7 protein-coding genes are annotated in these 12,890 nt (G+C 50.3%); 2 read left to right on the forward strand and 5 right to left on the reverse strand.

Going from position 1 to position 12,890, the window contains the following annotated elements:
- Nucleotides 1-256: 256 nt before the first annotated feature.
- Nucleotides 257-1,111 (forward strand): metal ABC transporter permease, encoded by an 855-nt coding sequence (locus ACP5D4_RS07055; RefSeq protein ID WP_428010919.1) that lies wholly within the window; start codon nt 257-259, stop codon nt 1,109-1,111.
- Nucleotides 1,112-1,251: 140 nt separating this feature from the next.
- Here the strand turns inward: ACP5D4_RS07055 and ACP5D4_RS07060 are convergent, their stop codons facing one another.
- The 5 genes from ACP5D4_RS07060 to ACP5D4_RS07080 all read right to left on the reverse strand — a co-directional run bounded on the left by ACP5D4_RS07060 (nt 1,252) and on the right by ACP5D4_RS07080 (nt 10,815).
- Nucleotides 1,252-3,729 carry an FHA domain-containing protein gene (locus ACP5D4_RS07060; protein WP_428010920.1) on the reverse strand — a complete coding sequence of 826 codons (2,478 nt, stop codon included), beginning with the start codon at nt 3,727-3,729 and terminating at the stop codon, nt 1,252-1,254.
- Between the two features lie 316 nt (nt 3,730-4,045).
- On the reverse strand, nt 4,046-7,369 hold the full coding sequence (locus ACP5D4_RS07065; RefSeq protein WP_428010921.1) for a tubulin-like doman-containing protein: 3,324 nt from the start codon (nt 7,367-7,369) through the stop codon (nt 4,046-4,048).
- A 366-nt stretch (nt 7,370-7,735) separates the two neighbouring features.
- Entirely contained in the window at nt 7,736-8,674 is a 939-nt protein-coding gene (locus tag ACP5D4_RS07070; protein WP_428010922.1) for a vWA domain-containing protein, read from the reverse strand.
- A 32-nt stretch (nt 8,675-8,706) separates the two neighbouring features.
- On the reverse strand, nt 8,707-9,069 hold the full coding sequence (locus ACP5D4_RS07075) for a hypothetical protein (protein WP_428010923.1): 363 nt from the start codon (nt 9,067-9,069) through the stop codon (nt 8,707-8,709).
- A gap of 75 nt (nt 9,070-9,144) precedes the next feature.
- Nucleotides 9,145-10,815 carry an ABC transporter substrate-binding protein gene (locus ACP5D4_RS07080; protein WP_428010924.1) on the reverse strand — a complete coding sequence of 557 codons (1,671 nt, stop codon included), beginning with the start codon at nt 10,813-10,815 and terminating at the stop codon, nt 9,145-9,147.
- 1,181 nt (nt 10,816-11,996) lie between these two features.
- Between ACP5D4_RS07080 and ACP5D4_RS07085 the strand changes: the two genes are divergently transcribed.
- The coding region (locus ACP5D4_RS07085) for a protein kinase domain-containing protein (protein ID WP_428010925.1) at nt 11,997-12,890 on the forward strand (894 nt) is incomplete at its 3' end.

Consider the following 12,890-nt stretch of genomic DNA (forward strand, 5'->3'; position numbering starts at 1 on the left):
GAAAATCTAGAAAATCCTCTTTTTTATAGTGTTTTTAAATCAAAAAAATCACTCACTTTTGTAAAAATATGAGTTTGCGGTAGGTTGGGTGGAGCAATAGCGAAACCCAACAATAGTTCAATTCAGTGTAGAGACTCCGACCTGATAAATTTAGATTTTTGAGATGCACCCCTCTTCTTGTTTTTTTATAATAAAAACAACGCAAATTAAAAACCCATCAAATTAGAACATTATTCACATTAACGTTATTCACAGTATGGATATCTTAATCGAGCCGTTGCAATATGCCTTTATGCAACGCTCCCTAATCATTGCCATTTTAGTCGGCTTAGTCTGTGCGTTGGTAGGAAGCTACCTCATGGTACAGCGCCTCGCGTTGTTGGGAGATGCCATCAGCCATTCCGTATTACCGGGATTGGCGATCGCATTTTTGCTCGGATTTAACATCTTCATCGGTGCCTTTATCGCCGGGATTTTAAGCACCGTTATTATCACCTGGATACGCACGCGATCGACCATCAAAGAAGACGCCGCTATGGGGATTGTCTTCTCCGCCTTTTTCGCCCTGGGAATTACGCTAATCACCACCATTCAAAAAGACAACAAAATCGACCTCAATCACTTTTTATTCGGCAACATCTTAGGCGTCACCGCCTCCGACGTGCGAGATACTGCAATTATTGCCGTCGTGGTAGTTCTCAGCGTCATATTACTCTATAAAGAACTGCTGTTTTACAGCTTCGATCCTTCCGGTGCTAAAGCCGCCGGATTGCCCGTCAATCTCCTCAATTTTGGCTTGATGGTACTCATCGCCTTAACCGTAGTCGCCAGTTTAAAAGCCGTGGGTGTCATTCTAGTATTATCCTTGTTAATTACGCCCGGTGCGACAGCGTATTTACTGGTTCCGCGATTGCATCAAGTGATGACAGTGGGGGCAGGAATTAGTATTTTTTCCAGCATTAGCGGGATGTATTTAAGTTATTACTATAATTTACCCTCTGGCCCCGCTATTGTGTTAGTCGTATCGGGTTTGTTTGCACTGGCGATATTGTTTAGTCCGTCGCAAGGGGTGTTGACTCAGCGTCGCCAGAAAAAGACAGAAAGCCATTGACACTCTTCCACCTAAAAGCGTGCAGGGTAGCGGGGTGTTCCGGCATCGCTCGAGATGAGATTTGGGCGCAAATCTGCACATCGCCAGAACGCACCGCCCCCATCGATTGCCATCGATTGTAATTGTAATTCCCGTACCGCTTAAAAAATATCTTTCCGTTTCTGTTGCCACCACGCCAACCCCAAATAAACCGCCGCGTGCAATCCCAAAATTGCCCAGTTTAATCCTAAATTTGCCCAAGTCGGATCGTAAACCGGGGTCGCTTCAAACGGTTGCGGAATCGTACTGCCATCGGGTGCCATCATGGGTTCGGGAACCATTGCGTTGACGTCCACTAACGCCCCGTAAGCCCCCACCGACCAGCGACTTAACATCAACCACGAGACGAATTTTCCCGCTCCTTCCATTTTAAATAACACCCCGGAAAAGATGATTTGAGGTAGTAGCAACAGCGGAAGTGCGGTATTGGCTTGGGTTTCGTTTTTCACGAAACTGGAGACCGCTAACCCCAAACAGCCACTCGTCAACAGGGTGAGAAACGCCGTGACGCTGAACCCCATAAACCAGGAAATTAAACTCGGTTCGGGAGATTTAAAACCGATTAAAACTACCGCCACCATTAAAAAGGTTTGCACTAAAGCGAGGAAGGCTAACACCAAGGTTTTGGAACCGAGGTAGGGAAACAACCCTAAGTTAACGAGTCGTTCGCGGGCGTAAATGGCGGCTTCTTTGACGATGGTTTGTAACGAACCGGACAGTCCTACCCAAATCGCCGCGCAGGTGAAGACGAAGAGAACTCGCAACGCCAGCGGTGCCAGGGTAGGATCGTCTTCGACGCCGAGAACTAGGGGGTCGCGATCGCCGATGGCGAGGGTAATCAGGGCGATACCGATGGGGGCGGTGAGAAGAGACAGCGCCAGGTTAAAGCGATCGGCGAGTACCAGTTGACTGTCCCGTTGCAACAGGATGGAAAGCTGTCGCCAGGGAGAGGGTTTGACTTGTTTGGGGCTGCCATCGGATTGTCCTTTCTGTGGATAGAGGGTTTGGGTGGTGTCGTGGCCTGAATTTGACTCCTGAACAAAGAGAGTGTCTTGGATGTAAGTTTTGTGATAGGGATGTTGTTTGAAGCGATCGCTCCAGCGTTTGCAGTGTTCTTCAATTGAAAGACCTTGGTTTTCTTCGGGGGGCGTTTCCAATTCGTTGTAAATATCGGCGAAATCGTTCTGTCCCACTTTGAAAAATGTCGGGGCGTTTTTCGGAGACCCGAAATAACAAAGATTTCCCCCGCGTCCCATAAAGGCGATTCGATCGCAGAGGGTAATGTTAGCGGTGGCGTGGGTGACGAGGGCGACGGTTCGACCTTCCTGGTGCGCCAATCGCTGCAACAGTTGCATCATTTTTTTGTCCAACCCCGGATCGAGTCCCGAGGTGGGTTCGTCGAGGAAAAACAGCTTGGGATCGGCGAGGAGTTCCACGGCGATGCTGACTCGTTTGAGTTGTCCGCCGCTGAGGTTGCTGACGAGGGTATGGCGTCGATCGATCAGTTCGATGTCTTCGAGGGTTTTACGAACCACCGCCTCGATGTCGGTGTCTGGGGGAAGGCGCAGTTGTGCGGCGAAGCTGAGAACGCGATCGACCGTCAGGTTACGGTGAACGATATCTTCTTGGGGAACGTAGCCGATTTGCGTGCGGTAAATGTTGAAGTTGCGCCGTAAGTCTTCACCGTTGAGACACACCTTTCCGCCGGATAGGGGTTGAATCCCCAGCAGGGTTTTCAGCAACGTGGATTTTCCCGTCCCGCTTCCGCCGACGAGGGCGATGAGTTGACCCGGTTCGAGGGGCATGGAAATGCGGTTGAGTAGGGTTTTGTTGCCGTGTTCTTTGTCGGGAACGATGCGGGTGACTTCTGAGGCGTCGAGGCGCAGTCGATCGCCGCGATCTTGCAGCGTGAGGCGATCGCGGCGCAATACTAACGCAAACGGTCCGATACGGATGGTGCAACCGTCAGGAAGGCGGATCGATCGATTGACTTTTTGGTCGTTAACGAAAACGCCGTTGGTACTGTAATCCGTCAAACGATAGCCGCCGCTGGCGTCGGCGTCGATGATGGCGTGTTTGCGCGACACCACAGGCGCGTCGAGGACGAGGTTGGCGTTGGGATCTCGCCCCAGGAGAACGGAATGGTTTTTCAGGTCGATCGATTTCGTTCCTGCGGTACTGACACTCGCCGATTGAGGATTGTTGGGATTGTGGTATGTCACTCGGACGAGGGTGGCGGGATTTTGACCGATTTGCAATTCGATTCCGTCTCGCAGTTGATAGGGTTCTGTGATTCCTACCCGGCTTTGACCGACAAACAATCCGTTTTGACTGGGTTTGTGGTTTTCTACACTGTCGTAAATTTCGTATTCATCGCCGTTGCGGACGAGAGTGGCGTGGTAACGAGAAATCGCCCCCCAGTATGGGTTGGTTTCCACTTTGAGATCGACATCTTCCGCCCGTCCGAAGGTCAGGCGATCGCCGCTGAGCATAAATTCACGAGTTTGTCCTTGGCTGTTCAGTTCCAGATAGGGGTTTGAACTCGCGAGAACCGTGGCTCTATCTTGACTGTAGGTCATCTTTTTTTTACGGGGAACGGGGAACAGGAAATTACTTAAAAGAACGTAGCTTTAAGTAGGTTGTGCGGACCTCCGTGGAACCCACCAGCCACTCGTACAAGGAACGCAGCCTGCAATAGGTTAAACCAAAAAAACAAAAAACATACGATTTTTTATCGTTTGATTTTATCAAAAATCATGAATTTTTAGAACCCCGAAATTTTGAAATTCCGGGGTTCTGGCTCCTACCGAAAACTAAAGGAAGGAGATAATGAGGTGAGGATAAAATTTCCCGATCCTACCATCATTCCGATCGTACCCTTCGATAGACTCTGGATTATTGGACTAACTTGGTTCCGCAATTAAAACAGAACTTAGAATTTGCCGGATTTTTCGTGCCGCAATTGGTACAAAATACCGTTGAATTTGCAGTTGAATTTTCCGCAGGCGTTACCGGAGTCGGCGGTGGCGTTTCTTCCACAAAAGGCTGAGGTTCTGGTGGTGCTTGAACTTGAGGAGTTGGCTGAGGTTTCGGCTGAGGTTTCGGTGGCTGATGGGGTTGTAACTTGTAGGTTTCGATGATGCCTTTAATAATGGTATCTTCCCGCTTGTATTCGGGAGAGTCTTTCCCACCTTCTAACTCGAGAGAACGCTTGTCGAGATAGTCCAGAAATTGCTGATATAATGCCATTTTCTCATCGGCGTTTTCGGCGGAATTGAGAATCGCGTTGACTTGTTCTTCAATCGCTTCGCGATCGCGGCGACAGGCGGCGACTTCCAACACTTGTACCGCTTCTTCCCAAGTGGCGGCGATATCGATGTTTTCGTCTCCCGTGGGGGTCGATCGCGTGTAGCGAATGACGTTTTCTTTGGTCTTTTGGTTCTGTTCGATGCGCAAAACCCCTAAGATTCGCGCCAACAAGACGATTTTAAAAATGGCAGGATTTTCGGGAAAAATATCCCAAAACGGCGCTTCTTTTTGAATGTGAACGGGAATCGGCAGTTCGCGAGATTCGCCCCGCAACTGCGCTCGTTTGGCTTCGATGGTAGACCCTTTCCAATCTTGATAAGAATGGCGTAAATCCTTCATTCCATCGATGCAACGGAGGGAAAAGCCACCTGTTTCTTGAACGAAGACAATGCGGTGGCGTTCGTTTTCGCCGAGAGGGGTAATCGAGTCGTCGCTTCCGATAAATTGCTGCATCCGAGGGATGAGTTTTTGTGCGGCGGCGTTGGAGGTATTTTTACCGCCGATGAGGGCAACTTTCTGGTTAGTGGCGGGTTTGAATTGGGCGTCTTTTCCGTCGAGAACCGCTTTGTCGAGTAAGATTAACGGTTTGGATTTGTTATAGGCGATGCGCATTTGGTTCTCGATGGTGGCATCGTCTTTATAGGCTTTAAAGAGGCGATCGCAGGCAGCCAGTTCTCGTTTAATTTTGCTGTTAGCGGGGGCTTTTTCGACGACGCCTTTCGCTTCTTGATAGACGATTTCTTGGAAATCCTCGAGGCGCACTTCTTCGACTTCGGTAACGTCGAACAAGCGCATATATTCTTCAACGTCGCGATTTTCTTTCCACAGGGGACTGGCGATTTTGAGAACGTCTTCAGAAATCGTACCGCAGATGCGATCGAGTCCCAATTCTTTTTGCGAAAGGGCGCCGTCTGCACTTCCTGCTAACTGTTCGAGGAAGTCTTGATAGAGGGCGTTGAGTTCTTGGCGATCGAATAATTTAATCCCGTTAATTTCCAAAGAATCAGCACTGTCCGCGTCGGCTTTGGCTTTGCGATCGAACGTATCTCGCAGTTGTACTAACCGCTGCGTAAAGCGATTCAACCGCCGTTCCAAAACCGTTAAATGTTCCTGCAACCGTTCGAGAACCTGCAACCCTGTCGATCGCGCCGTTTTTTGGACGATGGACATCAACACCCCTTCCAATCCAGACAATACCATTTCGCCGTATTCTTGCATCTGAGATTGTTTAGTAATGCCGAATTTATCCTTGAATTCATTAATCTGTTGCAACCCGTATTCGTACTGGTCTTGCAAGCCTTTTTCCCGACGTTCCCAAACCTGCTCTCGTTCTCGTTTGAAGCGTTCGATCGCGTCGTCAAAAACCTGACGCACCGTCACAATAAAATCGTTAGCAAATTTCGGACCCCGCGTGCGATCTTCCACAATCCGATAAAACTCTTCTTCGAGTGCTTGACGACCGTGTTTAATCAAATCGTCTCGGTTGCTGTACATCTTTTTAATATAGTCCCCATGTAACCGCTCGTTGGGACTCTGCGATCGAAAATGATCCGTAAGATACTCGTCCACCTTCGGCTTAATATAGCCATCTACGAAATTGAGGATTTTCCCCTCTTCCCGTCCGATCATCTTCACCCCTTGCTGGGTGCATTGCAGCAAGTTGTCAGAGGTGATTTCGTTGCGCAAACCGTTCACCCACTTCGACACCACGTTTAAATAGGATTCGTCCTTCGCCAACATCAAATCCGTCAGCAATTCCCCTTCTGTCAAACGCATTTTCTTGAGCAAATCTCCCCGCACCAAATCCAACATCGCCGCCGGAAGAATTGCCTCGTCATTCAACCACCAATTCACCACATCTTTCGCCAAACGATGGGACAGGGAAGCACGAATTTGACTGATGGGAATTTCTACCGTGGATAATCCGAAACTCATGAAGTTTTTCGGATACCCCCGTCCGCCGGGGTCAGTGGTTGCCCAGGCGCTTTTAATATTGTCGCGAATCGAGCGTTTGTGAGGGGCAAAATCAGAGGTTAAATCGAGAAAAATGTTTTGAGCGATGGTTTCGCGAATGGCATCGAGGCGGAACTCTGTTTCGCCGTTTTTCGTCCCCACTAAATAGGTAAAATCAAAGGGCGGAAGTTGGCTGCGAATTTCCCCCGAGGCACTGCTGCTAAATTGAGACGCATACAGGGTACGATGGTCGGAAAAGTAACTCAGTTCCATCATGGCGGCGTAGCCGTTGGCTAACACGCGATCGCCCACATTAATCCCTGCAAAGGCGTTTGGCATGGGAACGATCGCCGTCACGAGGGCGCTTCCTTCTCCTTTCAGCCAGTGGCGCACGCAATATCCCGTATCGATAATCATGCCGCTTCCAGTCCCCCCGGAAAGCGACCCGGTTAAAAAGACGTTGACGGCGTTGGTACTGACTTTAATGCCATAAGTATCCAACATGAAGTTTTCGTGACCTTTGATGCGGTTGCAGGCATCTCGGAATCGCTGTTGGATGTCGTAATAGTTACAGAAAAAGGCGAAACGACCGCAGGCGCGAATCTGTCCGGCACCGGCTTCTAAGGAACTAATGTTTCGTTCGAGTTCGCTGGGAAACCAAGAGTTAATCCAGGGGTAGTTATCCATGTTCGAGATGATTTCCCGAACTTGTTTTCCTGACACTCGCGCCCAGTATTTTTCGTTGTCTTTGAAGGGCGTTCCCGCTGCTTCGGGATTGGTCACTTTGTAGTCTTTATCGGTATCGATCGCCAGAAAGCTGACAATGGGAAATTTGTCGAGGCTGCCGTAAGTTTCTTCGACGAGACGACGCACTCGAGAAAGGATTTCATGTCCGGTTCCACCAATGCCGATTAAGACGGTGGGAACCATGCTCTTTTCATCGACGACTCCAGCCATGTTTTGTTCTCCTTAATTGAGTGGGTGTATGGGTTTATGTATGTTGAAGATTGGCAGTGTAATGTTTGTTTTTTTAAAGCTACCAAAAGCCAGTTTTTGGGGATGTTAAATAACATCTACATAACATCTTTTTTGGTTTCTCCAAAGTGTAGATTTATCGGCTCGGTTTGTTTAGACTGAATCGAGCTGTTGTTGGGTTTCGCTATCCCTACACCCAACCGACTTTTAAATCCTCAATAACATCTTTTTTTTGCTTCTCCTAAGTGTAAATTTATCAGTTCGGTTTGTTTAGACTGAATCGAGCTGTTGTTGGGTTTCGCTATCCCTACACCCAACCTAGGTTCAATGATTGGACTTTTGTTCGATTTAAAAAACATTTAAAACTAATTTAATGGCAACAGTAAAAATTAACATTGTCCAAAAACAACTGTGAGAAACAGCAACTCTTCCAGCCCGATTCATCGACCAACGAAAGCGATTTTGGAACAGCCAGCGATCGAGCGGCAAAGTCAACAGCCAGACGAAGGAAATCAAAACCCCCGCCCCCCAAACGATCGCCCACAAGGGACCGTACAGTTGACTGAAGAAAAAACTCTCTTGAAAAAAAGCATCGATTCGATCGCCCTCGCCAAACCGATACATTCCCCCTGTCTCCCCCACCGCCTCCCGTAACGCCCTCACGTCTCGCCCCACAGACATGGCGTGTAGCGTCACGTTCTCTTCTCGCGCGCGATCGATAAAATAGTCGGCAATTTCCACCTCTCCATCGGTGACAATCACCAACTCGCGGCGGCGGTTCGGTTCTTCTTTGAGCCGTTCGATGCCCCATTTCAACGCCAGATTGAGATTGGTACTGTTCGGTAACACCTCGGCGGGGAGGCTTTCCTCGGCGAGGCGGCGGTGCAATTGCGATCGAACCTCGTCAATATTGCTGGAAAACTCGTCTGTTAACGGCACCACCTCCGCCGCAAACCCCATCGCCCGAACGGTATTGTCGTTTTCGGCAGACTCGGCGAATCGATCGAGATAGCGATCGACCGCCGCAATCGCCTGATAGGACAGGGTTCCCGGTTGGTTGAACTGTTCGGGTTCGGCGTTATAAGTACTCCCGCTGAGATCGACGGCTACCACCACCGCACTCGACCCTCCCCATCTCAACCATCCCGACATCGCCAGCGCACACAAGCACAACACCAAACTGGCTAGGGGAAAAATAAAAATACGATGCGACCATACCGGACGGCGGCGCGATCGAAAATGATACGATCGCACCATCGAGGCGTCAGCAGGAGGACGAGGCTTCAACGGAGTTGGAGAAGAAGAGACCACAGGACGATTTAGAAAGGTTGGTTGGGAAACAGAGGATAGGGCAGCTCGTTCGGAAGCGGAACGCGCAACAGTTTCAGCAACACGCCCAACGTGGCCACCGTCCAAAACAAGGCGTTACCCAACGCCAGTTGTCCCGCAAAGTTCCAGGGCATCCGCATCAACCCCTGAAACACAATACGATCGAGCGGCAACGTCACCGTCCACATCAGGGAAATCCAAAACGCCCCCAACCAAAACATCATCCATTTAATGTTGTTGCCCCAGCCGAAATCGAAAAAGCGGAACAGGGCAAAGCCGATGAGCGAGACGAACAGAAACACCAGCGGAATCTGAAAAATCGGCTCCAGCCATATCGAACGCGATCGAGACATAAGCACTTGTTGGGTAATCGTAAACCTTGAACGCGAGGAGACAACAGGATTTTCCCTGCGTCTTCCCCGCCTGCATTAATAATCTTCAATGGGATCGAAACGATAGTCCGACCCTCTCGGTCCCCCTTCGCCGCGAACCGCTTTCACCAAAGGAATACCGTTGCGGAAAACGTCGAAATCCGCCGCCACGCCGGAAATGGGTTCCCCCCGTCGCAGTTGTTCGGCCACACCCGCGCGATCGAGTCCCCCATCTCCTTCGTCGTTCTGGGCCCGTAACGCGCCAGCGATGGCTTCCGTGGCGTCGAAAGACGTCGCCGTGCGCCAACTCACCCGACCGCGCCACATGGCTGAAGCTTGCATGGCGAACGGATCTTCCGGCGTCCAACGCCAGGGAATTGCCAACACCAAATCTTCGATGGCGTCCTCTCCCTCAATCAGAATCGTGGGACTGAACAGTTCGTCCGCCCCCAACATCAACAAGGGTCGATTTTGTTCGGCGTTGGCTTGGGCGATGGAAATCGCACTGGTGAGACGGTCTTTCGTCAACGCCATAAACGCCACGTTCGCCCCGGCTTGGGTGGCGCTGGTAATGGTGTTGTCTGCGTTGACCCCCGACAGAGTGGGTAAGTCGCTGGTAATATCGAGGGGCGTCACCGACACCCGTTCTTCCTCCATCGCCGTCACGAAGCGGTCTTTCAGGCGCTTGCTATAGTCGATGTCGGAGTTGAAAAACACCGCCACCACGGGATCGACCATCAGTTGACTTCGAGCGTAATCGATGAGGGTTTTGCTGGTTTGAGTCAGATACCCGTCCAGCATTTGCCCCGATCCTTCTTGATAGGGCAGCACTTTCAGAATCGACTGACCCCCCGGCGACATGGACACGCTCATGGTCAGGGGCGAGAGAACAGTTAAACCGCCGTCTTGATAGACTTGCACCGCCGCTTGGGAAAATTCATCGGAACCGTGACCCAAAACCCCCAAAATCGCCGGAGAATCGACTAAATCTTGGGCGAGGTCGATGGAGGTGTCTGAGTCTCCCACGTCCACCAGCGCCACTTCCATCAAACAACTGGGGGTGGGCGTCTCGTTGTTGAATTGGTCTTGAGAAAGCGCCACCCCCCGCAGGATTTCTTTGGCTTCGTCGGGACTGGTGCTGATGGGAATCGCCACGGCGATGGTGCGGGGGGCGCCTTTGCTCTGTTTGCGGGCGCGGGCGTTGTTGAGATAAATCTTGGTTTCGGGATCGTTGGGGTCGGCGTTGGCGGCCAGTTGGTATTTTTCGATGGCTCGCTGCCAATCTCCCTCAGCAAAGGCTTCTGCGGCTTCTTCTTTTTGAGAGATGCTTTGGGGATTGGTCGGCGGAAGCAGGATTTTTTCCCCTTGGGAAATGTACTCACCGTTGGTCGCGCTTTGGCTGACTACATCCGTACTGCTGACGGTGAGGCAGTTTCCGCCCCCTTGAGCCGTTCCGGTTGAGGGTTTGGAGCCTCCGCCACCGCTGGTTGCGAAGACGATTCCGCCGAGAACAGCGGCGGCGCCCGCTGCGGCTGCGGCGGGAACGAGCCATTTGGGGAGTTTTTTACCGCCGCCACCCCCTCCCGCTACGTCGTTTCGGGTTAAGCTACAACCGCTCGGATGGGTGCAAAACTCTCCGAAGTTTTGATGGGGTGAATGTTCTCCGGCTGAACCGGGATTCCCGTTTTTGTCTTTCCCCGTACAAGTCCAAGGTTTGGGCGAACTCAAGGTCTGCGATCTCCTAGTGAAGTCGGCTCTCGGTTATATTACCGAACGTATATTAGTGAAAAATCGCTCGATATCGATCGAGTGGTAGAAGAAGTTAATACAGTCTTTGCAACCCCAGCGAGGGATTGTGAAACGCTTCCTGTTTTATTGGGTCTCCTGCGAGCGTTTTTTGCGGTTATCCGTTCTTGGGAAACAGCGATCGAGCCTTGTCTCGATCTCTGTCTCGATCGCTCTCAAAAAGCCTGGGGAGTTCAACGGCCAACGTCGCCGTTCGATCGCGGGCGCGAACTTCGAGTTTTTAATCGTCTGGGTCGTCGATTCTTACTCTCGAAATCCCTGCGACATCGCGCAGTTAATTACAGATCGGATCGAGTCGATCGCTGTCCGCATTTTCGAGACAACGGTTTTCTGGGTATATAGGATGATACCTTACTTATTACCTTAAGTCTAGACTTCTCGTCAAGCTCTTTTATGAATATTTCGTGAAGTTTTTATAAAAAAATACTAAAGATTTACTAAATCGAACAACTATCGAGCCGGACATTTAAAATTATTAATAAAATTATTAAAAAGCGCCGGCAAGAGATTAAAATTTTTGGGAATCCTGCCTCATCCTCTTAACTTCTAGAGCCAGAAGAATTTGAGTTCTTCAGTTTTACTACAGTGCCGCACTCCCCGCAACTGAAATGTCTGGCGTCCCGGTCAAAACGACTCACCACAGAGGCACAGAGGACACCGAGAGAAAAATTCGATCGACTTACTGAGGAATCTACTAACACAAAATAATAGGATTGGCAAGCGATTTAAACATTTTTTTACTCAGTAACTTAAAAAACTTAAAAAAAACTCAAACATATTAAGAAAACCAAACAAGACTGAACGTTCTAAAAAAAACTTTAGATTTATTGACATGAAACTAAAAAGTCAAGATGCTATTTTGGGAATAAAAGATCGAAACTGGAAACAGAATCAGTTCCCTCGCTCGGGGTGCATCTCAACAATGTAAATTTATCAGATCGGAGTCTCTGCACTGTCTCTGCACTGAATTGAGCTGTTGTTGGGTTTCGCTATCGCTCCACCCAACCTACGGCAAACTCATATTTTTACAAAAGTGAGATGCACCCCTCACTCGACTCCCAACCTCCAACTATCAATTACCAACTATCAACTATCAATTATCGATGGATGCCCCACCTCTGCTAAACCAACGTTACGACATCCTCCACGCCCTTGGAAGCGGAGGGTTCGGCGAAACCTTCCTCGCCGAAGATACTCAAATGCCCTCCGGTCGTCGCTGCGTCGTCAAACAACTCAAACCCGTCACCGACAATCCCGAGATTTACCAACTGGTTCAAGAGCGATTTCAACGAGAAGCCGCCATCCTTGAAGAACTCGGAAGCCACCACGGGCAAATCCCCGCCCTTTACGCCTATTTCCGAGAAAACGATTTGTTCTATCTCGTGCAAGAGTGGATAGAAGGTCAAAGCCTAGCTGAATACATTTGCACTCACGGACCGATGCGGGAAAGCAGCGTGCGGGCGATGTTGACGAGTTTGCTGTCGGTTCTCGAATATGTCCACAGCCGACAAATCGTCCATCGGGATATCAAACCCGATAATATTATGTTGCGATCGAGCAACTTGGAACCGGTGTTGCTGGATTTCGGGGCGGTGAAGGAGACCATGGGAACCGTAGTCAGCCAGTCGGGAAATCCCACGCGATCGGTGGTGGTGGGAACGCCGGGATTTATGGCCAGCGAACAAGCCATCGGTCGTCCGGTGTATAGCAGCGATTTGTATGCATTGGGGTTGACGGCGATTTTCGCCCTGACGGGAAAAACGCCCCAGGAATTTCCCACAGACCCCGCGACGGGAAGTCTTCTCTGGCGTAACGACGCCCCCAATATTACGCCCAGTTTTGCGAATGCGATCGATCGTGCCATTCAATCTCATGCGGACCGACGCTTTCTCAACGCCCGCGAAATGCGCGACGCCCTCAATACGGGGTCGAACACCGCCCCTCCGGTTGCTATGGGGACTTCGCCGGGTTCGACGATCGTTTCAGGACCTCCGACG

Origin of the sequence: Baaleninema sp. (assembly GCF_049974805.1) — a bacterium.
GTDB lineage: Bacteria > Cyanobacteriota > Cyanobacteriia > Cyanobacteriales > Geitlerinemataceae > Baaleninema.

Excerpts from the sequence above, each read along its gene's own strand:
- ACP5D4_RS07055 (WP_428010919.1), top strand. The coding sequence starts at position 257 with ATGGATATCTTAATCGAGCCGTTGCAATATGCCTTTATGCAACGCTCC.
- ACP5D4_RS07060 (WP_428010920.1), bottom strand. The coding sequence starts at position 3,729 with ATGACCTACAGTCAAGATAGAGCCACGGTTCTCGCGAGTTCAAACCCC.
- ACP5D4_RS07065 (WP_428010921.1), bottom strand. The coding sequence starts at position 7,369 with ATGGCTGGAGTCGTCGATGAAAAGAGCATGGTTCCCACCGTCTTAATC.
- ACP5D4_RS07075 (WP_428010923.1), bottom strand. The coding sequence starts at position 9,069 with ATGTCTCGATCGCGTTCGATATGGCTGGAGCCGATTTTTCAGATTCCG.